This is a genomic window from Proteus sp. NMG38-2 (genome assembly GCF_020640995.1).
In the GTDB taxonomy this organism is placed as follows: Bacteria; Pseudomonadota; Gammaproteobacteria; order Enterobacterales; family Enterobacteriaceae; genus Proteus.
Genome location: NZ_CP085481.1, coordinates 2,439,499 through 2,465,976, shown reverse-complemented (window position 1 = coordinate 2,465,976; position 26,478 = coordinate 2,439,499). Strand labels below are relative to the sequence as shown.

22 protein-coding genes are annotated in these 26,478 nt (G+C 37.4%); 15 read left to right on the top strand and 7 right to left on the bottom strand.

The window, feature by feature from the left end; all coding sequences use genetic code 11:
• The first annotated feature begins 84 nt into the window (after positions 1-84).
• Positions 85-468 (top strand): DUF454 family protein, encoded by a 384-nt coding sequence (locus LG402_RS11745; RefSeq protein WP_109407712.1) that lies wholly within the window; start codon positions 85-87, stop codon positions 466-468.
• Positions 469-470: 2 nt separating this feature from the next.
• Here the strand turns inward: LG402_RS11745 and LG402_RS11740 are convergent, their stop codons facing one another.
• The 3 genes from LG402_RS11740 to LG402_RS11730 are packed head-to-tail and all read right to left on the bottom strand — an operon-like array spanning position 471 to position 2,643.
• Positions 471-1,139 (bottom strand): M15 family metallopeptidase, encoded by a 669-nt coding sequence (locus LG402_RS11740; protein ID WP_166540553.1) that lies wholly within the window; start codon positions 1,137-1,139, stop codon positions 471-473.
• Complete coding sequence (dapE, locus tag LG402_RS11735) at positions 1,136-2,266, bottom strand: succinyl-diaminopimelate desuccinylase (protein ID WP_109407710.1); 1,131 nt, start codon at positions 2,264-2,266, stop codon at positions 1,136-1,138. The genes LG402_RS11740 and dapE overlap by 4 nt, the downstream gene beginning before the upstream one ends.
• Positions 2,267-2,271: 5 nt before the next feature.
• Positions 2,272-2,643, bottom strand: a complete 372-nt coding sequence (locus LG402_RS11730) for an ArsC family reductase (RefSeq protein ID WP_072068406.1) — start codon at positions 2,641-2,643, stop codon at positions 2,272-2,274.
• Between the two features lie 206 nt (positions 2,644-2,849).
• Between LG402_RS11730 and LG402_RS11725 the strand changes: the two genes are divergently transcribed.
• On the top strand, positions 2,850-3,410 hold the full coding sequence (locus LG402_RS11725) for a hypothetical protein (protein WP_109407709.1): 561 nt from the start codon (positions 2,850-2,852) through the stop codon (positions 3,408-3,410).
• A 78-nt stretch (positions 3,411-3,488) separates the two neighbouring features.
• Here the strand turns inward: LG402_RS11725 and LG402_RS11720 are convergent, their stop codons facing one another.
• The gene (locus tag LG402_RS11720) at positions 3,489-4,112 is read right to left on the bottom strand and encodes a response regulator (protein ID WP_166540552.1); all 624 of its coding nucleotides are present in this window, start codon (positions 4,110-4,112) and stop codon (positions 3,489-3,491) included.
• A gap of 762 nt (positions 4,113-4,874) precedes the next feature.
• Between LG402_RS11720 and maeB the strand changes: the two genes are divergently transcribed.
• The 5 genes from maeB to LG402_RS11695 all read left to right on the top strand — a co-directional run bounded on the left by maeB (position 4,875) and on the right by LG402_RS11695 (position 13,646).
• Entirely contained in the window at positions 4,875-7,157 is a 2,283-nt protein-coding gene (maeB, locus tag LG402_RS11715) for an NADP-dependent oxaloacetate-decarboxylating malate dehydrogenase (RefSeq protein WP_166540551.1), read from the top strand.
• A 182-nt stretch (positions 7,158-7,339) separates the two neighbouring features.
• Positions 7,340-8,209 (top strand): ChaN family lipoprotein, encoded by an 870-nt coding sequence (locus tag LG402_RS11710; protein ID WP_227335494.1) that lies wholly within the window; start codon positions 7,340-7,342, stop codon positions 8,207-8,209.
• 45 nt (positions 8,210-8,254) lie between these two features.
• Complete coding sequence (locus LG402_RS11705) at positions 8,255-9,037, top strand: energy transducer TonB (protein WP_227335492.1); 783 nt, start codon at positions 8,255-8,257, stop codon at positions 9,035-9,037.
• Positions 9,038-9,065: 28 nt separating this feature from the next.
• On the top strand, positions 9,066-11,234 hold the full coding sequence (locus LG402_RS11700) for a S9 family peptidase (RefSeq protein ID WP_227335491.1): 2,169 nt from the start codon (positions 9,066-9,068) through the stop codon (positions 11,232-11,234).
• Between the two features lie 168 nt (positions 11,235-11,402).
• A complete protein-coding gene (locus LG402_RS11695; protein WP_227335490.1) occupies positions 11,403-13,646 on the top strand; it encodes a TonB-dependent receptor in 2,244 nt (747 codons plus the stop codon).
• A 108-nt stretch (positions 13,647-13,754) separates the two neighbouring features.
• Here the strand turns inward: LG402_RS11695 and xseA are convergent, their stop codons facing one another.
• Positions 13,755-15,137, bottom strand: coding sequence for an exodeoxyribonuclease VII large subunit (gene xseA / locus LG402_RS11690; RefSeq protein ID WP_227335488.1), 1,383 nt, complete (start codon positions 15,135-15,137; stop codon positions 13,755-13,757).
• A gap of 169 nt (positions 15,138-15,306) precedes the next feature.
• On the opposite strand from xseA, the gene guaB reads away from it, so the two are divergent.
• The 4 genes from guaB to LG402_RS11670 all read left to right on the top strand — a co-directional run bounded on the left by guaB (position 15,307) and on the right by LG402_RS11670 (position 20,954).
• The gene (guaB, locus tag LG402_RS11685) at positions 15,307-16,773 is read left to right on the top strand and encodes an IMP dehydrogenase (RefSeq protein ID WP_109398397.1); all 1,467 of its coding nucleotides are present in this window, start codon (positions 15,307-15,309) and stop codon (positions 16,771-16,773) included.
• 83 nt (positions 16,774-16,856) lie between these two features.
• Complete coding sequence (gene guaA / locus LG402_RS11680) at positions 16,857-18,434, top strand: glutamine-hydrolyzing GMP synthase (protein ID WP_227335486.1); 1,578 nt, start codon at positions 16,857-16,859, stop codon at positions 18,432-18,434.
• Between the two features lie 310 nt (positions 18,435-18,744).
• Positions 18,745-19,932 carry a tyrosine-type recombinase/integrase gene (locus LG402_RS11675; RefSeq protein WP_227335479.1) on the top strand — a complete coding sequence of 396 codons (1,188 nt, stop codon included), beginning with the start codon at positions 18,745-18,747 and terminating at the stop codon, positions 19,930-19,932.
• Positions 19,933-20,030: 98 nt separating this feature from the next.
• Positions 20,031-20,954 (top strand): DUF4238 domain-containing protein, encoded by a 924-nt coding sequence (locus LG402_RS11670; protein WP_227335477.1) that lies wholly within the window; start codon positions 20,031-20,033, stop codon positions 20,952-20,954.
• Between the two features lie 61 nt (positions 20,955-21,015).
• On the opposite strand, the gene LG402_RS11665 is transcribed toward LG402_RS11670, so the two are convergent.
• Positions 21,016-22,377, bottom strand: a complete 1,362-nt coding sequence (locus LG402_RS11665) for a hypothetical protein (protein ID WP_227335475.1) — start codon at positions 22,375-22,377, stop codon at positions 21,016-21,018.
• A 29-nt stretch (positions 22,378-22,406) separates the two neighbouring features.
• Positions 22,407-23,579 (bottom strand): hypothetical protein, encoded by a 1,173-nt coding sequence (locus LG402_RS11660; RefSeq protein ID WP_227335474.1) that lies wholly within the window; start codon positions 23,577-23,579, stop codon positions 22,407-22,409.
• 93 nt (positions 23,580-23,672) lie between these two features.
• Here LG402_RS11660 and LG402_RS11655 point away from each other — a divergent pair, with 93 nt between their 5' ends.
• The 4 genes from LG402_RS11655 to traJ all read left to right on the top strand — a co-directional run bounded on the left by LG402_RS11655 (position 23,673) and on the right by traJ (position 26,467).
• The gene (locus tag LG402_RS11655; protein WP_195569291.1) at positions 23,673-23,924 is read left to right on the top strand and encodes a helix-turn-helix transcriptional regulator; all 252 of its coding nucleotides are present in this window, start codon (positions 23,673-23,675) and stop codon (positions 23,922-23,924) included.
• The gene (locus LG402_RS11650; RefSeq protein WP_227335473.1) at positions 23,909-24,760 is read left to right on the top strand and encodes a helicase RepA family protein; all 852 of its coding nucleotides are present in this window, start codon (positions 23,909-23,911) and stop codon (positions 24,758-24,760) included. The genes LG402_RS11655 and LG402_RS11650 overlap by 16 nt, the downstream gene beginning before the upstream one ends.
• Positions 24,744-25,535, top strand: coding sequence for an ABC transporter ATPase (locus LG402_RS11645; protein WP_227335471.1), 792 nt, complete (start codon positions 24,744-24,746; stop codon positions 25,533-25,535). The genes LG402_RS11650 and LG402_RS11645 overlap by 17 nt, the downstream gene beginning before the upstream one ends.
• A 566-nt stretch (positions 25,536-26,101) precedes the next feature.
• Positions 26,102-26,467 carry a conjugal transfer transcriptional regulator TraJ gene (traJ, locus tag LG402_RS11640; RefSeq protein WP_196544239.1) on the top strand — a complete coding sequence of 122 codons (366 nt, stop codon included), beginning with the start codon at positions 26,102-26,104 and terminating at the stop codon, positions 26,465-26,467.
• Positions 26,468-26,478 lie beyond the last annotated feature (11 nt).

The following is a 26,478-nucleotide window of genomic DNA, read 5'->3' as shown; positions in this document are numbered from 1 at the left end:
TTTAAAATCGTTATTGAGAATGAGGATCTTTTTTATTTAACGCTATAAAATAACCAAATACAGCATAAGTTGGAAAAGCACAGTATGAAACGGATATTATTGATTATAGCAGGTTGGTTATGTGTTGGATTAGCCACGCTGGGTGTTATTTTACCTGTATTACCCACAACACCTTTTTTATTACTTGCTGCATGGTGTTTTTCACGCTCATCAACACGCTTTCATCATTGGTTGCTTTACCGTTCTTGGTTTGGTCCTTATTTACGTTATTGGCAAACTTATCGTGCCATGCCTAAAGGGGCGAAACCTAAAGCTATCTTAGTGATCTTAATTACTTTTGCGATTTCACTGTGGTTAGTATCAATGCTATGGGTCAGAATATTATTACTCATGATCCTAGTTTGTTTATTAATTTTTATGTGGAGACTTCCTGTAAACGATCAACAAGAAGCCCCATGTGAGAAATAATTTTATTCAGGCAAAACAATATAACGTGAAAATATCTCGTCAAGATTCGTTAATAACCACTGCTTACCATAAATATCTTCTTCCTCTAACACTGATTTAAGAATTTCAGGTGTGTAAGCAAGTGAGGCTTCATGAGATAGAGGCCAATAACTGATATGCCAAGGTTCGTAAGCAATATCGCTCTCTTTATGAGTAAAAGGGCGATAAAAATCATATGCTGACATATTTTCCGTTAACCACTCATTAAGCTCTGCAAAATAGCCTCCGTCTTCATACTCCCAAGGCTCTAACTGTAATGATTGTCCTTCAGGTAAGCGAAAAGGATCATAAATATCAATTTCAGTTCCCCAATGGTGGCGACTTGCTCCCGGCAATGCTGACCATTTTAAAATAGCAGTACAACGCTCACCTTCTGATAGTGAATGAATATCTATTGGTTGGCTTTGTGCATCTAAGACAGGGCGCGTTCCTTCAAATTTGCCATTCCATATTGCCAGTTGGCGATTAAAATCGCGAAAAGAGCTGGCTGGCATTAATTTAAAACCTGCTTTTGTTGCTTGTTGCTGTAATGCTAAAAACGCTTTAGTGGCATTAAATTGTAAACGGTGTTGGCCTGATAAAGTGACCAAATGGTCGGTAGAACGACCCGTTAACATTAGAGGTGTTATCATAAAATAAGTTGCTCCATCACTCGCTGATAAATTCGACTAAGTTGCTGTAAGTCTGCCGCATTGACACATTCATTCACTTTGTGAATAGTTGCATTCACAGGGCCTAACTCAACAACTTGTGCTCCCATTTGAGCAATAAATCGCCCATCAGAAGTGCCTCCGCTGGTGGAGAGCTCTGGTTCTAAATTGGTATAATGTTTAACAGAATAGCGAACCGCTTCAAGCAATTTACCTTGACCAGTAATAAAAGGTTGACCTGATAAAGACCATTCTAAATGATAACTAAGTTGGTGTTTTTGCAATAAAGCTTCTGTACGTTGACGAATTTCTTCATCAGTAATTGCGGTGCTAAAACGGAAATTAAATTGGATAAACAACTCACCAGGAATAACATTATTACTGCCAGTACCTGCATGAATATTGGCAATTTGCATGGTTGTTGCTGGGAAAAATTCGTTGCCTTCATCCCAAACCGTATTGACTAATTCTTGAATAAAAGGGGATGCAGTATGAATAGGATTTTCTGCAAGGTGAGGGTAAGCGACATGCCCTTGTACACCCTGAATTAATAAATTCGCTGTTATTGAGCCACGACGGCCATTTTTTACCATATCACCTAATTGATGTTGGCTTGAAGGTTCACCGACAAGGCAATAATCGAGACGTTCGCCTCGTGACATCAAAGATTGCACAACTTTCACTGTGCCATCTGCTGCTTTTGCTTCTTCATCGGAGGTAATTAAAAAAGCCAGCCGTCCACGATGATCAGGATAAGAACGAACAAAACGTTCTGCGGCAACAATCATTGCGGCAAGAGAACCTTTCATATCAGCAGCACCGCGCCCATAAAGCATGCCATCACGTATTGACGGTTCAAATGGTGGTTGTTCCCATAATGCAGGATCACCAGTAGGAACTACATCTGTATGACCAGCAAAGGCCAGAGTTTCGCCCTCACCACCACGGCAAGCCCATAAATTCTCTGTTTCACCAAAAGGCATTCTTTCAATAGTAAAACCAAGAGGAGCTAGCCTATCAATAATCAATTGTTGACAACCTTGATCGTCAGGGCTTATCGACGGACGTGAAATTAATTGTTGTGCAAGTTCAATAACAGGACAGGACATAAATATTAGGCTCCTGTAAAGGTCAAATAGTCATTAGTATTAAAACCGACAATAAAGCGGTTATCTGATGAGACAAGAATAGGGCGCTTAATGATAGCGGGTTTATCTAACATCAGTGAAATAGCGGAGGTAACATCCGTGATTGCATTTTTTTCTTCATCAGATAATTGGCGCCAAGTTGTTCCTCTTTTATTCACAAGTGTCTGCCAATCTAAGTTTTCTGTAAAGGTGCGTAATAATGCTTCCGTCAAACCCTCTTTGCGGTAATCATGAAACGCGTAAGGAACATGATTATCATCTAGCCATTTACGTGCTTTTTTGATTGTATCGCAATTTTTTATGCCGTACATGGTATATGTCAGGTTTGTCGTGGACATGATATTTTCCTTATATGACAATACGTAATATTAGTATTGATGAGAATGAGTGTTATACAATTTCAAAATAACAGCTTTTGTTGTAGTGAAAAATCCTATTTACATTATAAAATATATCGGATATTAAACTGTCACGTTAGTGTAACGAATTGTGTAGCGTAGAGTAATACAAATACGAATAAAGATTTCCGTTGGTAAAAGAGAATATGAAAAGTATTTCACTGAGTCTTATATTACTTTTACTTTCTTCTTTTAGCTGGGCAGATGAAGAAAATGACAGTCAAAAAGTTGATGAGTATAAAATAGCCTTAGAAGCTTTTTTTAACAGTGATTATTTATTGTGTTTGGGCGAAGGGAAATGGCCTGTATATAGCAATGAAGATGATGCACCTTGGGTGTTAGAAAGAATGCATGCATTAGTTGAGGCTGGATTAATTGAACAAACAGCAAATGGAGAAGAATGGGTGTTCAATCTCAGTGAAAAAGGACGCACAGCGTGGCAACCTTACCAAGACTTCTGCTATGGTCATCTGTTTATTAGCCAAATAAAAGAGATCCAACCGATAGGATCAGGTAAAAGTAAAATTTATTTCTATTATGGTGTAAAAGGCATTCCTTCATGGGCAACTAATGAGGAAATACAATCCGCTTTTAGTGAACTTGATATTGTCATAAATGGAATTAATCGGGAGCTCTATCAGTTAAATATTGAAAAAATGCCAGATAACCATTTTAAAGTATTAAGTTACCCTGTTCCTATTGAGTAATGAATGACTTAATACATATTTAAGCCAAATATTCATTAATAACTCTGATTACCCCGACCCAGTGTCGGGGTAAAACGTTTAATACTGGTGCTTAATAAGAATAAGACTAGCAGCTAAACGAGAAGTAACTTGCAGTTTCTTTAAAATGTTACGAATGTGAACTTTCACTGTTTCTTCAGAAATAAATAAGTTTTCAGCAATTTGCTTGTTTTTCATACCAACTGACACTTCATGAAGGACATCAAGTTCTCTTTTCGTAAGAGCTGAAAGTGGATCAGAATAGTTTTGTCTAAGTTGAATATATTGCCAAACTCGCTCGCTATAAACAGGATGCCCAACAGCCGCTTTACGCAAGCTTAGTAGCAGCATATCTAATTCACATTCTTTTAAAAGATAACCGTTTGCGCCTGCATCCAACGCAGCATAAACATCGTTGCGTGAATCAGAAACGGATAAAACAAGAACGTAAGATGTTAAACCAGAACGTCGAAGTGTCCGAATAGCATCAATACCTGAACGCCCTTGTAGATTTAAATCCATCATAATTAAATCTGGATTTAATTGTTTTGCAGCGGTTACAGCCTCTTGAACATTGCCACTTTCGCTTACTACGACAAAATCCTTGTCTTTTTCTAACAATAGCCGTAATCCATATCTCATGATAGGGTGATCATCCACTATCATAATTGAGTAGCTAGGCATAACCCCTCTCCCTAAAAAAAAATAATAATGTGCGTAATCTTTCCAAAAGTAGAAAATAAAAAAGTAAATTCCAAATGAGGAATAAAAATTAGAATCAGACATCTTATTAAAACAATAAGAAAATAAAATTGACGGTTGGCAATATTACACCAATTATTGTTACGGGTAAAAAAGAAAATAACCAAAACGCCTAACAAAAAATCTAATTCTATAAAATCTTTATAGTTACAATGAGTTGTATAGAAATGAGCCTATTTAAAAAATAATCAACAAGCGAAAATAGTTATTGTTTTTTTAAACAATATAAAAAATTTAATTATTTTAAATGTTAATTTAATATCTGATAAATAATAAACAAATATTGTCTTTTTTCTGTTCGAGTTTATTACAGTGGGGAAAATTAAATGACGTTAATAATATACCTATAACTAGGTATTAATTGTATATAACAAATTTAGAGTGTGTTGACCTTTGATGGTCAGTTTTTATTCGCATTAAAATGAGTAAAACGCCTTTTAATCGAACCCAGAGGGCTGTTTTTTATGGCTGTTTTTATTTTAAGTGATCACTATTAATATCATTCAATGCCTAAAAGAGCTGAGTAGGTCGTTTTATAAGCTTTTGTAGCGATAAAAATCAGCAAAAAAGATCAGTGTGTTCTAGCTTACTAAATTGAAAAAAGTGTCGGAGCCGTCATGATTTAACGCTCCATTACCATTATACTAACGAAGCCCTTACCCTATTGATACAAAGGATATGAAGATGGAAGACAAATTAAAACAAAGCGCTCTAGATTTTCATGAATTTCCAGTACCAGGCAAAATCACAGTAACACCTACAAAACCGTTAATTACCCAACGTGACTTAGCATTAGCTTATTCGCCGGGTGTTGCAGCACCTTGTTTAGAAATTGCAGCTGATCCTCTTGCTGCTTATCGCTATACCGCTAAAGGTAATCTTGTTGGGGTGATTTCAAATGGTACAGCAGTGCTTGGACTTGGAAATATTGGGGCCTTAGCCGGTAAGCCTGTAATGGAAGGTAAAGGCGTTTTGTTTAAGAAGTTTTCTGGTGTTGATGTTTTTGACATTGAAGTTAATGAAACGGATCCTGATAAACTTGTTGATATTATTGCTTCATTAGAACCTACTTTTGGTGGTATTAACCTCGAAGATATTAAAGCACCAGAGTGTTTCTACATTGAGAAAAAATTGCGCGAGAGAATGAATATCCCTGTTTTCCATGATGATCAACATGGTACAGCAATTATCTCAACCGCGGCGATCCTCAATGGTCTACGTATTATTCGAAAAGATATCAGTAAAGTAAAATTAGTGGTATCAGGGGCAGGTGCAGCTTCTATCGCTTGTATGAATCTATTAGTCGCTTTAGGGCTAACACGTGAAAATATCACAGTATGTGACTCAAAAGGAGTTATCTACCGTGGTCGTGAAGCTAATATGGCAGAAACCAAAGCTGCCTATGCGATTGAAGACAATGGTACGCGCACATTAGATGATGTTATTAATAATGCTGATATTTTCTTAGGTTGTTCAGGGCCTGGTGTATTAACACAAGAAATGGTTAAAAAAATGGCGCGTGATCCACTTATTCTTGCGCTTGCAAATCCAGAGCCTGAAATTTTACCACCACTAGCAAAAGCGGTACGTTCTGATGCGATCATCTGTACAGGTCGTTCGGACTACCCAAATCAGGTTAATAACGTATTGTGTTTCCCATTCATTTTCCGTGGCGCCTTAGACGTTGGTGCGACTGCGATTAATGAAGAGATGAAACTCGCATGTGTACATGCTATTGCAGAGCTTGCACTGGCAGAGCAAAACGAAGAAGTCGCTTCAGCGTATGGTGATCAAGAGCTCTCTTTTGGTCCAGAGTACATTATACCAAAACCGTTTGATCCACGCTTAATTGTAAAAATTGCACCAGCAGTTGCAAAAGCGGCAATGGATTCGGGTGTTGCAACACGCCCAATTGAAGATTTCTCGGTTTATATCGAACATCTTAATGAGTTTGTTTATAAAACTAACTTATTTATGAAACCTATTTTCTCTCAAGCGAAAAAAGAGAAAAAACGCATTGTGTTAGCTGAAGGTGAAGAAAACCGCGTATTACATGCCACACAAGAACTCGTTACATTAGGTTTAGCAACTCCAATCTTAATTGGTCGCCCTAGTGTAATTGAGATGCGTATTCAAAAACTAGGTTTACATATTCAAGCGGGCAAAGATTTTGAAGTAGTGAACAATGAAAATGACCCACGTTTCAAAGAATATTGGCAAGAATATCACCAAATTATGAAACGTCGTGGTGTTTCTCAAGAACAAGCTCGTCGCGCAATGATTGGTAATCCAACGCTTATAGGTGCCATTATGGTGCGTAGAGGTGAAGCGGATGGCTTGATTTGCGGTACAGTAGGGAGCTATGCAGAGCACTTCGAAATCTATAAAAATGTGTTTGGTTTACGTGAAGGTATGGAAACGGCAGGAGCAATGAATGCACTGTTACTGCCAAGCGGTAATACTTTCATTACAGATACTTATGTTAATGAAGATCCAACAGCCGAACAACTGGCGGATATTACTCTCATGGCAGCGGACACCATTCGTCGCTTTGGTATTGAACCAAAAGCCGCACTAGTTTCTCGCTCAAGTTTTGGCTCTTTTGATAGTCCATCATCAATTAAACTCAGAAAAGCGTTAGAAATTATCAAACAACGCGCACCTGAATTAGAAATTGATGGTGAAATGCATGCTGATGCGGCATTAGTAGAGTCTATTCGCCGTGATGTGATGCCTGATAGCCCATTAAAAGGCTCTGCGAATTTACTTATTATGCCAACAATGGAAGCGGCACGTATTAGTTATAACTTATTACGAGTAACTAGTTCTGATGGTGTGACTGTGGGGCCTGTTTTAATGGGGGTCGCTAAACCAGCTCATATTTTAACGCCAATTGCATCAGTACGTCGTATCGTAAATATGGTGGCATTAGCTGTTGTCGAAGCGCAAGCACAATCGCAAAATTAATTGTTAATAATCAAATTGTTTTACACATAAAGCGCCTTTTATCAGGCGCTTTTTTTATGCCATTGAAATAGATATAAAAGCATTAAATGCAAATAAATATAAGAATGATATTGATAATTATTAGTAACAATATTAACCTATGCGCTCAACTAAAATAGGTATATATAACTAATAGGACGATTATGTTTTTCTCAATATCAAAAAGGATCTTACTACTAGTTTCATTAATAAGTCTTTCAGCTTGTCACTCAATAGAAAAGCAACCTGTATCAACTGTAGATCTGACAATTATTCAGTCGGCAAACATTATTGATACTCAAACTGGGCAATCTATCACGGCAGATATATTGCTAACACGGTTAGCAAGCCAATCACGTGTGATCATTGGTGAAAAACATGACAATGCTTATCATCATGATATTGAATATTGGTTAATGACAGAACTACCTAAAAAGCGCCCTCAAGGCGCTGTTTTACTCGAGATGTTAACACCAAGCCAGCAATCCTTAGTTGATAATACAAAGAAACGTTATTCAGGTTCTGAATATCTACGGGATGAACGCCTAATGGCGGCATTAAAATGGAATTCAGGCTGGCCTTGGAAATGGTATGGCAATATTGTTAAAGCAGGGCTAAGCGCTGATTATCCTTTATTAGCTGCCAATATTGATCGCAGTGAAATATCTAGTGCGTATAAAAATCCGCCTATTATTGAAGGTGTACATTCAACTGATGCATCTGTTCGTCAACTTATTCAAAAAACAATCGAACTTTCTCATGGCGGTGCGCTTGATAAAACACAAGCAGAAAAAATGACGGTTATTCAGCAATTGCGAGATCGTGCAATGGCGAAAAGTTTATTGGATGCTCCTACGCCTGCACTTTTAATTGCTGGCTCTTTTCATGCCACAAAAATAATGGGTGTACCTTTACACGTTGCTGATTTAGCGCCGAATGAAAACGTGACAGTCGTGATAATGACGGAAGAGGGAAGTGATATCACTCCAGTTCATGCCGATTATCTTTGGATAACACCTGTCGCATTACCTTAATTTATTGATAACACAATTATGCTTATTTCCTCTTGTATGGATCAAATGCCAAAATTTCAGCTTTGCAGTTCTAAAGCGTTAATTTTGGCTATCGGTGTACACGCTGTTTTTGTCATGGCTTATTTTTTTCTCAATAAAGAAAATACGGTATTAATACAAGAGCCTGAATTAGCTGTAATGATGAGCTTAAGTGAAAATGTACAAGCGCTCAGTGATGAAAAACAGGTTGTAGGGGTCGATCAACAACTGGCAGTGGCAAGCCAAAAAAAGGTAGAGCAAGATATTGCTGAAAAGCAGCCTGATCTTATTGTGAATGAAAATGCTGATATTTTGATCGAAAAACCCAAAAAAAGGGTCAATGTAGAGCAAACGGCTAAAGTAACTCCTGTTACCTCTCCTGTAAAACCTGCACCGATTATGAGTGAAAATGTGTCTAGCCAATCAGCACCTTCAAGTAGTCGCTCCGCGGCGAGACAGCAATCTAATGATGTTAGTGCAAATTATGACAGTGATTCGGATAGTTCAGAAAGCGCATTAGCATTATGGCAAGCTAAAACAAAAGGACACCTTAATCGCTATAAAGCCTATCCTGAAGAAGCAAAAAGCAAAGGTAGAACGGGGATTTCTAAAGTGCGCTTTATTGTTGATGAACAAGGTTATGTCATATCGAGTGAATTAATTCTCAGTAGTGGTGTGCGTTCTTTAGATAGAGAAGCACAAAGAGTACTCAAACGCGCTGAGCCCTTACCGATACCGCCAATGGAGTTATTGTCGAAAGGTAAAATAATGGTTGAAATGCCAATTGAGTTTTCTACACTAACGTTCTAACGACAGGTTAAAAAGGAAATAAAACGTTATGCTAGTCGCAACAAAAAAACGGATGACGTTGCAATTAACGAGTGCGATCATGGCTTTGTTAATTTCAACAACACCTGCATTGGCTCAAAATCAAAAGGACTCCCTAGTGACGCCACCAAAAGCGAACAAAGTGCCTCATGTGATGACAGAACATGGCGATGCACGTACTGATAATTATTATTGGCTAAGAGATGATTCACGCCAAGATCCTAAAGTGCTTGATTATCTTAATGCTGAAAACGCCTATACCGAATCTGTAATGAAAGAAGGTAAGGCATTAGAAGAAACACTCTTTAATGAAATGGTGAGCCGCATGGCTCAAAATGATGAGTCAGTGCCTTACATTTATAATGGCTATACTTATCGTACTATTTACCAAGAAGGTAAAGATTTCCCTATTTATCAGCGTAAGCCAGTTAATAGCGAGAGTGAATGGGAAGTTCTGGTTGATGGAAACGAACGTGCTAAAGGACATGAGTTTTATCAATTAGGTGATCTGACTATCAGCCCAGATAACAAACGTATAGCGATTGCAGAAGATAAAGAAGGGCGCAGAAACTATAATGTTGCCTATAAAGATTTGTCAGATAACACATGGAAAGAGAATGTGTTAACCAATATCTCAGCAAACTTAGTGTGGGCAAATGATAGCAAAACACTATTTTATGTTGATAAAGATCCGCAAACGCTACTACCTTATCAAATTTATCGCCATCAATATGGCACTGATCGCAAACAAGACGTCAAAATCTTTGAAGAAAACGACGATCGCTTTTATACATGGATGGGTAAAAGCAAATCTGAAGATTACATTCTTGTCTCTATTGAAAGTTCAACAACCTCAGAGTCTCGCTTAATTGATGCGAATGCACCAGAAAAACCGATGGTTATCTTCTCTGCACGTCAAGAAGGGCGCGAATATGATATCGACCATTTTAATGGTCGATATCATATTCGTTCGAATCATGAGAGTGAATTGTTTGGTCTTTATAAAACAGCATCAATCGATAAACCTTGGAAAACCGTCATTGCGCCACAAAAAGATGTCGATTTAGAAGGTTTTGATCTGTTTAATCGCTGGTTGGTTGTGGAAGAAAGAAAACAAGGCCTAGTGTCATTACGCCAAATTGATTGGAAAACAGGTCAATCAACTAATGTCACGTTTGACGATCCTGTTTATATGGCATGGTTAGGATTTAATCCTCAAGCAGATAGTGAAGAGCTTCGCTTTGGTTATACATCCATGACAACACCATCTTCAACTTATCAATGGAATATGCAAACACATCAAAAGCAACTGCTTAAACAACAAGAAGTGAAAGGCTTTGAACGTGATTTGTATGAAAGTGAGCGCATTTGGGTAAAAGCACAAGATGGTGTTGAAGTTCCCGTATCATTGGTTTATCGCAAAGACTTATTTAAGAAAGGCGAAAATCCTATCTTAATTTATGGTTATGGCTCTTACGGTAGTAGCATTGATCCATCATTTAGCTCACCTCGTTTAAGTTTGTTAGACAGAGGTTTTGTCTATGCGATTGTTCACGTACGTGGTGGTGGTGAATTAGGTAAACGTTGGTACAACCAAGGTAAAATGGAACATAAAGTTAATACTTTTACTGACTTTATTGATGCCACTAAATATCTAATTGCCGAAGGTTACGGAGCACCTAAACATGTTTACGCAATGGGTGGTAGTGCCGGTGGTTTATTAATGGGCGCTGTTGTGAATATGGCACCAGAATTATACCGTGGTGTTGTATCTCAAGTTCCATTTGTTGATGTTGTGACAACAATGCTCGACGCTTCAATTCCATTAACGACAGGGGAATATGAAGAGTGGGGAAATCCTGCTGATAAAGACGTTTATTTCCGCTTAAAATCATATAGCCCATACGATAATGTTGTTGCTAAGGCTTATCCTCATTTATTAGTCACTACAGGATTACATGATTCACAAGTACAATATTGGGAGCCTGCAAAGTGGGTTGCTAAATTACGTGAATTAAAAACGGATAATAATCTATTATTACTTGATACTAATATGAGTGCAGGACACGGCGGTAAATCAGGACGTTTTAATCGTTTACGTGATACTGCAAAAGAATATGCTTTTATTCTGATGTTAGAACAACCGAAAGTTTATTTTAAAGCTCAAAATATTAACTAGATTAGTATGTAAAAACAAATAAATTTAATAAAATCAGCCTGTCTCTCTTTAAGAGAGGCAGTGCTATTATTTAAGTTTATATAACAATAATAATATTATTTCTTATTTTTTGTTTTTTATATAAAGCAAAGTGAGCCTATTTAAATAAAAATAAAGAATAGGTTTATTATGAAATTTACAAGGAAAATACTTAGCACTCTTATATTATTTTCGGGTGTTAATCATCTTGTCATCGCATCTGAAACAGATAAAGCAGTTCAATTTAGTAGTTTAAAAGTCTCATCAGCACAAAAAGAAACACCAGAACAAAAAGCATTGGGAAAACCCGGTGCTTATAGCTCTATTGGTGAAATTAATAATCTCGAATCAGTTGAACAAACATTACGCTCAACGCCAGGTACGTATACTCAAATGGATGTAAGCCAACCTGGTGTTAGTGTCAATATTCGCGGGCTTAGTGGTTTTGGTCGCGTTAATATGATGGTGGATGGTGTCACACAAACGATGTATAGCACATCACCTAGTCAATATGCTCATGGTGCACAACCTTATAATCAATTTAATACGATGATTGATCCGAATTTTATTATTAAAATTGATATTTCTCGCGGTCAACAAGATGGTGAAAATAGCATCAATGCTTTAGCCGGTAGCGCTAATTTTAAAACAATTGGTGTCGAGGATGTTTTATTTGAAGGGAATTCATGGGGAGTAAGAAGTAAAGCCGCTGGTGGTACAAACGGTTTAGGTTATAACGGCATGGTCGCCTTTGCCGGGCAACGCTCTTTATTTAATGATAATGGTACTGTTGGTGCAATGCTTGCATTAAGTGGACACAAAATAGAGTCTTCTTATAAAAATGGTGCAGGTTTTAATAGTGAAGAATTTGCGACAAGTAAAGAATTTAATCAAAGACCACACTCAGAATTGACTAAAATAAATATTAAACCCAATGATTCACATGAATTAGAATTAAGTGGTCGTTTTTATCACAACAATTTTAATCGTCGCAAAATTGATGCCAAAGATTATTATGCAAAATATCGCTATACACCATTAAATGATTTATTTGATAGTGAAGTTCTGCTTAGTCACAGCCAAGCATCACAAAAATTTGAGGGTGATTCTCTTGTGAGTTTACGAGAAGCGAATGCCAAAAATATATCTGATTCATTAGTGGCGAAAAATACCAGTCGCTTTAATTATGGTGAATTAGATATGGCATTAACGCTTGGCTCTAAATTAATGTCAACAGAATATAAACGTAGTGTTATTGCGCCTTCTACTGATCCTTGGCAATCACAAAACATGGTTGAATATAACTCTTTTGCACCTCAAGGAAAAAATGATTTAACCAGTTTCTTTTCACAAATGAAATTTGAATACGATATTTATACTCTCGACCTAAATTTAAATTATGTGGATTATCATATTAAAGGGCGTAAACCTGCTTGTGATCCAACCGCTGCCTGCTTCCCTGAAGGTGAAATGAATGTTAATCGTCATGATAGAAATTGGGATCCAGGAATGCTACTTTCGGCTGAAATTATTCCTGAATTTCAGCCGTTTGTCAGCTATGCTCAAACAATGAGAGCACCAACATCGCAAGAGATCTTCTTTGCCAATGAAGGTGGCGCTTCAATGAATCCATTTTTGAAAAGTGAAAAGGCAGATACCGTTCAAATTGGTTTCAATAGTTATCGCCCAGATTTAATTATTGAAGGTGACAGCTTACGATTTAAAGGATTGTGGTATCACACAAAAATTAAAGATTACATCTCTAGTGATTCTTATTTTGTTTGTAAAGGTGGTGTGCGTTGTAAAAATGACGGTTCTTTAACGGATGAAGATTATGCAGGCATAGAATATGACGGCAATATTTTTCTGTATACCAATAGCCTTGAGCCTGTAACTTTGCGCGGTTATGAGCTTCAAGCCAATTATGATGCGGGCGTGTTTTACGCAACCCTTGCTTATAGCGATCAGCGCACATCACAGCCGACCTCAATCGCCAGTACTGATTTTGGGCAAACGCCGGCTTCTGAATTACCAAAATATTATGCCTCGATTGATACAGGTGTCCGCTTCTTTGATGATCGGTCATTAGAACTAGGAACAGTGATCCAAATCACAGGTAAATCACGTAAATCTTCACCTGAAGGTGTTGATTTTGATACGGGTAAAGTCCCTATGGTGCAACAAGATAATATTCCAACCGTTATTGATCTTTATAGTAATTACAAAATTAATAAAAATATTTCTTTGAAATTCGCAGTACATAATTTAATGAATAAAAACTATTCTAATGCGCTTGATAGAAGTAATTCAGCGCCAATGATGCAAGATCCAGGAAGTAATACTCAAACTGCTCGAGGACGAAGCTACCTTTTTGCAGGAGAGGTGCGTTTTTAATATAACGTAATGATTATCTTAAAATATAAATAATAAAAAACGGCACCAATATTATTTGGATGCCGTTTTCTTTTGTATTTATATAAATCTTAAATTACTTGATTTGACCTAATTGTTATTTTTAGCAGTTGCTTTGCGTTTTGCTCTTATCTTTTGTGTTTTCACCACTTCACTGGTGATCCAACCATCTTCAACACGTGTTTTTAATGGATCGCCCACTTTCACTTGTTTGGTGTTTTTCAGCACTTCTCCAGACTCTGTTTCGCTAATACTGTAACCACGAGAAAGTGTTGCGAGAGGGCTCACACTTTCTAAACGAGAACAACTAATAGCGAACTGTTCACGTTGACGAGATAGCTGTTGTGCAATACTTTCTCGCATACGGTAAATCAGCAGCTGTTGTTGACGAAGTAATGTTTGAATTTGGGAACTAGGTTCTTGGTAATTAAGGCGTTTTTGTAGTTGTGTTTGTTGATGTTGTTTGGCTTGTAATAATCGCTGAAAACTAGAAACTAAACGCTGTTGTGTTGAAGCCAATACATTTTGCTGACGAGCAAGGCGTAAATGAGGATGCTGTTGCTGTAAACGGTGATGAAGTTGTGTTATTGCGCGTAATTTTTTCGCTAAGTAGTAATCCATTGCCATTTCAAGGCGTTGTTGTTGTGATTGCAATTGGCGCAATAGCTCAAGCTTGTTACGGCTGATTAGTTCTGCCGCTGCAGAAGGTGTTGGCGCCCTAAGGTCAGCAATAAAATCAGCTATGGTTACATCAGTTTCATGACCAACCGCACTTACAATAGGAATTTCACTGGCAAAAATAGCACGGGCAACGCGTTCATCATTAAATGCCCAGAGATCTTCTAATGAACCACCGCCACGGCCAACAATTAAGACGTCACACTCTTTACGGCGGTTAGCAAGTTCAATAGCACGAACAATTTGCATAGGTGCTTCAGCGCCTTGAACGGCAGTTGGATAGATAAGTACGGGTAAAGAGGGATCACGACGACGAAGAATATTTAAAATGTCGTGCAGCGCAGCGCCTGTTGAGGAAGTGATAACACCAATTTGTTTTGCAGGTGATGGCAGGGGATTTTTATGAATAGCATCAAATAAACCTTCTGCACTAAGTTTTTGTTTTAATAGCTCAAACTGTTGTTGTAAAAGCCCGTCACCCGCAGGTTGCATACTCTCAACAATCAATTGGTAATCACCTCGTGGCTCATACAATGTGATTGTTGCTCGCACTAAGACTTGCTGACCGTGTTGAGGGCGGAATGTGACTTTGCTATTTTGCCCACGAAACATCGCTGCTCTAATTTGGGCGTTAGTATCTTTTAACGTAAAATACCAGTGACCAGAAGAGGGTTGAGTAAAATTGGAAATTTCAGCGCTGATCCAAATGCGACCCATTTCCATTTCTAATAATTGGCGAACGGTCTTATTTAGACGGCTAACAGTAAAAATATTATTGTTTATTGGTAGTGTCATGTGAGCCAGATCAAATTTTAAAACAAAGACTTAATTGATTGATACTACCTAAGTTTACGGCAGGATCAATAAAAATTTTGAAAAAAAGCTAGAAGCAACCGATTACGGTGTGTATAATTCCGCGGCAATATTTTCTATTTCCTAAAAGCCGCCTTGGTGAGATATTGCTATGTTACGAATTAAAAAAGAAGCACTTACATTTGATGATGTTTTGTTAGTTCCTGCACACTCCACTGTTCTTCCTAATACTGCCGACTTGTCTACTCAACTGACTGAAACAATCCGCCTAAATGTTCCTATGCTTTCTGCTGCAATGGATACTGTGACTGAAGCGCCTTTAGCTATCGCATTAGCTCAAGAAGGTGGAATTGGTTTTATCCACAAAAACATGTCTATTGAACGCCAAGCTGAAGAAGTTCGCCGCGTGAAAAAACATGAAAGTGGTGTTGTCACTGATCCTATCACCGTAACACCAGAAACTTCTTTACGTGAAGTTCAAGCAATGACTGAACGCAATGGCTTTGCGGGTTATCCTGTTGTGACTAATGATAACGAATTAGTTGGTATTATTACCGGCCGTGATGTTCGTTTTGTGACTGATTTAGACCAACCTGTTACTGCGGTAATGACACCTAAAGAACGCTTAGTGACAGTACAAGAAGGTGAAGCACGCGATATCGTTATGCAAAAAATGCATGAAAAACGTGTAGAAAAAGCGTTAGTGGTTGATAACCACTTCCACCTGAAAGGTATGATCACAGTAAAAGACTTCAAAAAAGCAGAACGCAAACCTAATGCTTGTAAAGACGAACATGGTCGTTTACGTGTTGGTGCAGCTGTTGGTGCGGGTGCAGGTAATGAAGAGCGCGTGGCTGCATTAGTTGCTGCTGGCGTTGATGTTTTACTTATTGACTCTTCTCACGGTCATTCTGAAGGCGTACTACAACGCATTCGTGATACTCGTGCTTTATATCCTAACTTACCTATTATTGGTGGTAATGTTGCAACCGCAGAAGGTGCTTTAGCATTAGCGGATGCTGGTGTAAGCGCGGTTAAAGTAGGTATCGGCCCAGGCTCAATTTGTACAACACGTATCGTAACAGGCGTTGGTGTACCGCAAATTACCGCTATTGCAGATGCGGTAGAAGCACTAAAAGATCGCAATATTCCTGTTATTGCTGATGGTGGTATTCGCTTCTCTGGTGATATTGCGAAAGCATTAGCAGCGGGCGCGGCTTGCGTTATGGTTGGTTCAATGTTTGCAGGTACTGAAGAATCCCCAGGTGAAATTGAACTGTTTCAAGGTCGCTCTTATAAATCATACCGTGGTATGGGTTCATTAGGTGCAATGTCTAAAGGTTCATCAGACCGTTACTTCCAAACTGATAATGCCGCAGACAAATTAGTACCAGAAGGTATTGAAGGCCGTGTTGCTTATAAAGGCTTATTGAAAACCATCGTTCACCAACAAATGGGTGGTTTACGTTCATGCATGGGCTTAACAGGTTGCGCAACTATTAAAGAATTAAATACTAAAGCTGAATTTGTTCGCATCAGTGGTGCGGGTATTCAGGAAAGCCATGTTCATGATGTTACTATCACAAAAGAATCACCTAATTATCGCTTAGGTATGTAATTTATTCCGAGAAAGGCTTGTGGTAATAATACAGAGCAAGCCTTTCAACTTTATGACTTTATCTGTTTTGGAATTCACCACAAATGACAGCAAATATCCATAATCATCGCATTCTTATCCTTGATTTCGGTTCACAGTATACGCAGCTTATAGCTCGTCGTATTCGTGAAATCGGTGTTTATTGTGAACTCTGGGCATGGGATGTAACCGAAGAGCAAATTCGTGAATTTAATCCTAATGGTATTATTTTGTCTGGTGGTCCTGAAAGTACGACAGAAGATAACAGCCCTCGAGCACCAGAATACGTATTTAATGCCGGCGTTCCTGTATTAGGTATTTGCTATGGCATGCAAACGATGTCGATGCAATTAGGTGGCGATGTCGAAGTTTCTGGTGAGCGTGAATTTGGTTATTCACAAGTTGAAATTCGTGAGACTTGTGCGTTATTCCGCGATATTCAAGATTCAGTAAGTGAAGATGGCAAACCATTATTAGATGTATGGATGAGCCATGGCGACAAAGTAACCGCTATCCCTTCAGATTTTATCACAGTAGCAAGCACTGAAACCTGCCCGTTTGCTATTATGGCCAATGAAGAAAAACGCTTCTATGGCGTTCAATTCCATCCAGAAGTAACACATACTCACCAAGGTTTAGCGATTTTAAAACGTTTTATTTTAGATATCTGTGGTTGTGATGCGTTGTGGACTTCTGCCGCAATTATTGAAGACACAGTTGCTCGTTTAAAAGAGCAAATTGGTGATGATCACGTTATTTTAGCGTTATCAGGCGGTGTTGACTCATCAGTAACTGCATTATTGTTAAACCGTGCAATTGGTAAGCGTTTAACCTGCGTATTTGTTGATAACGGCTTATTGCGTCTAAATGAAGCAGAGCAAGTCATGGAAATGTTTAAAGGTAAATTTGACCTAAATATTATCCATGTTGAAGCGGAAGAACGTTTCTTAACTGCACTGAAAGGCGAAAACGATCCAGAGAAAAAACGTAAAATCATTGGTCATTCTTTTATTGAAATTTTCGATGAAGAAGCACTTAAACAGCCACAAGTTAAATGGTTAGCACAAGGAACTATTTACCCAGATGTAATTGAATCAGCCGCATCAGCAACAGGTAAAGCCCATGTGATTAAATCACACCATAATGTGGGCGGTTTACCTGATGACATGAAACTGGGTTTAGTTGAACCATTAAAAGAGCTGTTTAAAGATGAAGTACGTAAAATTGGCCTAGAGTTAGGTTTACCTTACGATATGCTTTATCGTCATCCATTCCCAGGCCCTGGTTTAGGGGTTCGTGTTTTAGGTGAGATCAAAAAAGAGTACTGTGATTTATTACGCCGTGCTGATGCTATCTTTATCGAAGAATTGCATAAAGCTGACTTATATAACAAAGTAAGCCAAGCATTTACCGTGTTCTTACCTGTGCGTTCAGTCGGTGTTATGGGTGATGGTCGTAAATATGACTGGGTTGTTTCATTACGTGCAGTTGAAACTGTGGACTTTATGACTGCGCATTGGGCACATTTGCCGTATGACTTCTTAGGTCGTGTTTCTAACCGCATTATCAATGAAGTAGGCGGAATTTCCCGTGTTGTTTATGATATTAGCGGTAAGCCACCAGCAACAATTGAGTGGGAATAATCCCCCAATAAGAACTCGCTGGCACTGACTAGCAAAATAACGACTTAAGCCCATGTAAAAGTGGGCTTTTTTGTTTTTAACGCTTGCCGTATCTGGCACTGATTAGCAGCGTCAAGCACAAGTTGAATGGGGTATTAAAGTTGGTATTATCGCAAGCAGATGCCATGAACACTGACTGATACCATGTGATAGTTTTTGATCCTCACATGGTATTAAAAATAAGTAATTATTTGTTTTTAAAGGAATTTAATCATAGTTTCCTACGGTTGTTTTTGCATGGTATCAAAACGTTAAAAAAGGATGAAAATGAATGCTGACTGATACCAAACTGAGAAATTTAAAACCGAAAGAAAAACTCTATAAAGTGAATGATAGAGATGGGCTATATGTCGCTGTAACGCCTGCGGGCTCTGTCTCTTTTCGCTATAACTATGCCATTAATGACAGACAGGAAACGGTGACTTTTGGTCGTTATGGTATTGGCGGGATCACTTTAGCTGAAGCCAGAGAGCGGCTAGGAGAAGCCAAAAGAATGGTGGCAGATGGTAAGTCCCCGGCTAAAGAAAAAGCCAGAGATAAAGCGAGAATTAAAGGTGCTGAAACATTTGGTGCATGGGCTGAAAAGTGGCTTCGTGGCTATCAAATGGCAGACTCTACACGGGATATGCGGCGATCAGTTTATACCAGGGAACTCAAGGGCAAATTTGGCAACCAAAAGTTAAATGAAATCACACACGAAGACTTACGGGCGATCACTGACACTATTGTTGAACGTGGTGCACCAGCGACTGCGGTTCATGCACGAGAAATCGTACTTCAGGTTTATCGCTGGGCGATTGAACGGGGCCAGAAGGTAGAAAACCCAGCAGATTTAGTTAGGCCTGCAAGTATTGCAAAATTTGAACCTAGAGATCGCTCGTTAACGCCAGGTGAAATTGGTTTGATGTATCGCTATCTTGAGAAGGTTGGGACAACGCCCTCAATTCGGGTAGCTGTAAAACTGCTACTGTTAACAATGGTACGTAAAAGTGAGTTAACGAACGCCACCTGGGGTGAAATTAATTTCAGTGAAGCAATTTGGACAATCCCAAAAGAGCGAATGAAACGCCGTAATCCGCATTTGGTTTTCCTATCGCGTCAGGTAATGGATATTTTAGTTGCCTTAAAAACTTTTGCAGGCGGTTCTGATTTTATTCTACCATCGCGCTATGATTCAGATGCGCCAATGAGTAGTGCAACAATGAATAGGGTACTGGATCTCACCTATAAAGCTGCACAAAAAGACGGGCACGACTTTGCTAAATTTGGACCTCACGATTTACGCAGAACAGCGAGTACATTGCTACATGAAGCTGGCTATAACTCGGATTGGATAGAGAAGTGCTTGGCGCACGAGCAGAAAGGGGTTAGGGCCGTGTACAATAAAGCAGAGTACCGCGAACAGCGTACCGCTATGTTGCAGGATTGGGCAGATATGATAGATGAGTGGATACATTAAATTAAAGTTTTTATGGTATTATTTTAGGAACTGAGATAAATAAAAGGTGTGATATGATAATGCTAAAATTAAAAGGATAAAATGGGAATCTCTCTGATATGGAAGATAAGAACTCAAAGAAATTTATACTGAAATATATTATAGATGCCAATAAGAAAAAGTTACCCGAGGCTAAAAAACGTAAAAAAAATAGTGCTAATAAAACAATTGATCAACACTTTATCCCCCAATTTTATTTGAATTTATTTTCTAATGCCAATAGAGATATTCATGTGTTGAATGTGAAGTATGGTGGGATTACTTCCAAGAAATCGGCTCAAATAATGTATGAAAAAATACTTTATGATATTGATTTTTTTGATGAATGTTTTGATGAGTTTGAAGAGTATTTCTGTAAGATGGAAGGCCTATTATCAACTATGCTAGAGCAGTTACCAAAATCTATTGGTGATAGTAAGGCTTTTAGGTTATGTAAATTTCATGTGATGTTACTTTCGGCAATGCAATTTTGTAGAAACCCATATGCGGAATTATCAAACTTAATTTACATTAGTACTCACTTACATTTATTTTACACTAATTTAGTTAGGTTTCCTTATAAAGAATTTTTACCTCCTTTGAAAAAGAAAGAACTAAAATGGATATCAAAAAAAATAGCACAGTCATTAAAAAATGAAGGGATGCGTAATACATTTCCACTTATATGGACTGTCAGAATATTCATTTTTCCTTTTTTAATATTTGATTATTCAAATATTGATGAAGTAAAGATTTTAAAAATAAAAAATGATGATGAATTCATTTCTAGTGATAATCCTGTAGTTATAGATTCTACTGAAAAATTCTTGAATTTTAAATCATTTCAATTTCCACTAGGAAAAAAGCTAATTTTGTATCATTCTAATAATGATGCAAATCCAACAGTTAATGATCTGAATATGAAAACTTATAACAATGCTCATTTGAAAGTAATTTCTAGTGACCCACAGGTTTTGGATGAATTAAAATTAATCAATTTTTAATCTATTGATTAATTTTAATTGTAGTTAATTTCACATCTAAGATATATGCATGGAAATTAAATTAGCATAAATCTCCTAAGCTAATAAGCTCTTCAAGCTTGTTTGCTTTAAAGTTATGAAAATCAAGGTCATAAAATAAATCACGGAAATTGATATGATATTTATGGCCACTAGAGTTAATCAATTTAAATGTAGTAAAGATAAATTGAGCTACATTATCATCAATTGGTAGATCTAATAGTAAGCTTAATGCATGAGAATTTAAGTAAACAAATTTTTCCATGTCAATCTTGGATTTTAGGTAGAATTTGTAAAATTCAATACAGTTAGATATTTTTATCTTTTTAGATAACACTAACTCATTAAGCCCTCCAAATATAATAGATGAATTTAAGCCTGATAATGAATGTGGTTGTTCGAATTGTTTTGATGAAAGAAAAGTTTTAGTAGCATGTTCACCAGGATTTAGAAATGCATGTACTTGAATCCAATCACTTTCAAATGATTTTATTCCTAGATAATTTGCAATTACTTTGGCTATGAAAATACGTAAAAAATATAATGGGTAAATGTCATTAGATATTAATGGAAAAAATGGCTGTGCTGGGTAAATAGCTTTATTATAATAAACTCTTCTTCCATGGGCTACAGAATTTCTAGATTCAATTAAATTTTTAACCCAGCAAGATGTACGGTCATCAAAAAGTTCGTATTTTTTTAAAAAATAGGTTATTTTAGAGTATACTGAAATATCCTTATCTAATATAGATGAGATCAACTTTGTTTTTAGGGTGACTTCATTCTCTATTGTTGAGGAAGGTAATGAAAGAATAATATCATTATATTTTCTAAGAAACTCTTCAGTTAAAATTTTAGAATCATTTTTTATTTCACTAGATGATGTGTTTCCAAGTAATTCAAGGACATGAAAGTATGATAATGTAGCTTCATCATTAAAAATAAGATTTTCCTCTGTTTCTTTTTCTAAATATCTAGCTTTACGCCAACGATCTAACAAAGAAAAAATAAATTCTTTTTCATGTGTCGTTGAGTCTATGATTTTATTTATTAACTCACTTAAAGTTTGAGTGTAATCAGTGTTTTCTTTAATATAAATAGCATCTGAATTCAGGTTTGGAGGACTATCAATTATTTTTTTATGAGAAGAGTGACCAAATACATCTAGGGGTTCATCAATTAAGAATGATATTATTCCTAGGATACTTAAATATTTAGCTCGTACAAGAATAGTTGAGTCAGTAATAGATTGATAGTTTTTTAGTTGACATAGTATAGAGATTTTAAATGTAGTAGACTCAGCATCATTTTCAGTTGTAACAGAGCAGTTATCTATAGAAAAGGATAATTGCGCTACATTTTTTACTGGGACATTGACGTTGTATTCTACAAGACAATTTTTCATTAATTACTCCAATAAATTGAGTATAAAATTTATTCAGACTCTATATCTAGAGAGCCTTCTAACAAAAAATCCTTACACACAGACTGCATGGCCTTAGATACCGCTTGGTGTGATAATTTTTTACCGCTTAGTGAGCTGATTATTTCAGCTATCTCTCGTTGATTAAAACCTTTCTTGCGTAAAACTAACATGCGTTTTTTATTATCTGATAAACGTGAATTGACCATTTCACGGGCAATATTGCGTATCTTGTCTATATCATCAGGCCCCAAAGAAATTCCTGCATTTGTCATGTTATTAACAATACTAATTATTTCCTCACATGTTTTTTCATCAACGGTAATTGATCCAGAAAATGTATTTTGGATATGCTCAAAACATGTAAGTGATTGAGCGTAATTTATTGTTTTATTTTTAAGATAATAATAAAAATACTCATCTATGAGATTATCACCTAACATAGCGTTTAAACGCTCTGGTTTAGCTATTTGGCGACATAATCTTAAAACTTCCAATTCAAATTGTTTAGAAGAGCGCATTGCTTGTTTATAGGCTGGGTTCCAAGAGCCATCTTGTAATTGTGGTTTATGGTGAGCACAGTATTTATGGCTAAAATCTGGCCCTTTCTTTAGTCCATATTTTTCTTCAGTATCATCAATAAAACCGTCGTTATCCCAATTGATAATAAATGAAGAAAACTCAGTTGGGTTGCCACAAAGACGACATAATCCTTTGCCTCTTATCGTATTAAAGTAGATATCAGGTGCAAGTCTTGATCTTTTGGGGTGTTTTCCTTTGCAGTGGGAAAATAAGCTTTTTAATGTTTCTTGAGTAGCTATAAATAATTTATCTGACTCTGTATACGTAGAATGTTCAATAAAAGGCCTAAGATAATCGCCAATACAATCAGAGCAGTAACGAAAACCTCTCATTTTGATTAAATCGCTGTAAGTTAGCTTAGCTGGCGCTATTGGACTATATCGCAGATAGTTGGCAGGAAGACTATTCAAGTATTCAGATACAGCTGGGTCAACTAATTCTTTGATTAGTCTGACTATATTATGGCTTTTGGAAACTTGAGAATATGAATGCCATTGTGCCCTAAACATCGTAATGGCAGCCGCTACGGATTTATCACAGCCAGCCCATATTGGAATATAGAACTTACCTAATCGTTTTTGGATATCAAATTCCAGTTCCATTTAATAAATTCAACTTTTTTGTCCAATAGATATGATTAATGTACTAGCAAAGCCTGACATTATCTAGCAAATAATGTTTAGGAGGAGTAAGTAATGAGCATATCAGTGAAAAATAAAACGCTGATCAACCGTAAGACATTGTTGAAAATGATCCCATTATCAGACCGAACCATCTACAACCTGGAACAACGAGGGGAGTTTCCTCGTCGTATTGTGCTGACAAGCCGGAGCGTTGCCTGGGATTTGGCTGAAGTTGAAAACTGGATAGAAGAAAGACGCAGATCATTGTTAAAAGCGGCTAGGCCAGGAGATTTATGCAGGGAGTTATCATGGCGATTGAAATAATGTCTGCATTTACAAACGAACCACCTTCATTTGACTATGTTTTACCCAATATGGTCGCTGGGACTGTAGGGGCAATAGTTGCTCCCGGAGGTGTAGGTAAGTCTATGCTGGCTTTGCAATTAGCTGTTCAGATAGCGGGTGGGCCTGATTTATTAGGAATGGGGGAGCTAATAACAGGTCATGTTGCGTATTTACCTGCTGAAGATCCAACGATAGCGATATATCACAGACTATATGCTTTAGGTGCAAGTCTTACTTATAAGCAACAGCAATCCGTGGCAAATGCACTCATGATTGAACCTTTAATTGGCAAATCCCCAAATGTTATGTCTTCTGAATGGTTTGATGATTTACGTAATATTGCAAAAAATAGGCGTTTATTAATTTTGGATACTTTAAGGCGCTTTCATATTGAGGAAGAAAATGCCAGTGGGCCAATGGCGCAAGTAATTGCAAAAATGGAAGCGATAGCAACCGAGACAAATTGTTCAATCATCTTCCTGCACCATTCAAGCAAAGGAGCTGCCATGATGCGTACAGGAGACCTGCAACAAGCCAGCCGAGGTTCCTCTGTATTAGTCGATAATATCCGTTGGCAATCATATCTATCAGCTATGACGCCAGAAGAAGCAGCTGAATGGGGCATAGAGCTTAGCCAAAGAAACTATTTTGTTCGCTTTGGTATTAGTAAAGCAAATTATGGTGAGCCTTTTACTGAACGCTGGTTTCAACGTCATGAGGGCGGGGTGTTATTACCAGTTACTCTGACAAAAAAGAAACGCCAGAACGTAACCAGAAACAAAGCAGTGGTGATGAGCGATGACGATAACTGGTAATGTGGTTGTTCCAACAAGCACGGTTTTACAGGCGAGAGTGGTTATTTATCAGCCGAGTAAAAAGCCTTTAGAGCGTAAAGGTCAGTGGATTGAGACTTCGTTTGGCAAGTGCAGAGTGACAGGAAGACTCGGTCAACGTCACGCTGACATTGTTGAAAGTATGCTTTTTGTGGCAGAACGTAGGCGAGACATAAACGATGGCGGTATAGAGTTATTGGTCGATCCAGCAAAACTTAGAAAAATGCTATCAGACCATCAATATAGCGGGGGAAGATTAAATAAATTACTTCTTGAGCTTAAGGCTGCAACAATCGAAATTGTGACGCCTGAGTTGGAGCAAATAGGAGAAAGTATTATTGGTGGTTTAATTGACCATGTTATTTCATCACCAATGACTAGATACAACCCGCTTACAAGAGGAACTCGTAGATTATGGAAAGTTAGATTAGGCATCGCACTGGTTATGTTACTGGAGCGTGATTTGTCTTTATATTATCGACCTGAATTAATTGCACGACTGAAACATGGCATTAGCCAAGCGGTGGCTCGTCATGTGCTGACACATAAAAATAATCCCCCTGGAGGTTGGTATCTTGACACGCTGCTAGTTGCAGTTAGTGGTAATGATGTGAATGCGAAAACAATGAGTAATTATCGAAGCAGAATTAAAGATGATATTGAGAGATTACGTGAGATAGGTGTTGATATTAGCTCGGTAAATCGAGTTAAACGCCTCTCAGGGGCCCAGTTGAAACTCACTGGGGCCCGAGTATAACTTATAAAGGCCCGAGTTGAACTCACAAAGGCCCGATATTTTGGGGTTTTGGCAGGATCTTTAAAATTATTCAGGATATACAAAAGGTGTATTGCCCGCTTTATGCGGACATAACACCTAAATTCAATCGGCATACGCCGATGGTTTGAACGCCAAGAAAGGAACAAAGTTTTGTCTGTGAAATAAAGCTTCTTTCCTGGCGTTTGGTTCGCCCAAAGGGCGAATCAATAAAATGATGTTTTAACACTACCAGAACACAACTCAAACGCTATTGAAACGCTATTTGAGCACTATAACGACACTATTTAATCGCTGTTTTATCACTAAATTATTAAATGATAGTAAGAATGTGGCGATATAAAGCAGTTAATTTAGGTATAGCGAAAAAATAGCGATTGATTGTATGAGTATGAAGTGAAGTAATGAACTCTGAAGTTAGGGCAGGATAGGTGAAGTAGGACTACCAACAAGTTGTTAGTTGCTCTTCACTCGATTTTATTCGCACTTCGGTGCTCAACAATAAATCCTGCTCTACGAGGTTATAAGCTACCGCTATTAATGAGGTGATGATGAATAAAGAATTAAACGAAACACGGAAGAATAGCACGCCTATAAAAGTTTATTGTTTGCGAAGTGAAAAAGAGAATATTGAATCTCAAGCTAGAAAAGCAGGTATGAGTGTTGCTAAATATTTACGGGAAGTAGGTCAAGGCTATCGAATAACAGGAATAGTTGATTATGAATGTGTTAGAGAGCTAGCAAAAATAAATGGTGATTTAGGTCGGTTAGGAGGGCTATTAAAATTATGGCTAACAAATAATATCAAAACAAAAAACATTAGCAGTGTAACCATAAGAGCAGTATTAAACAAAATAGAATCTAATCAAAATGAAATAGGAAGAATAATGAAAGATATTGTAATGCGAAAATAATAGTAAATTTT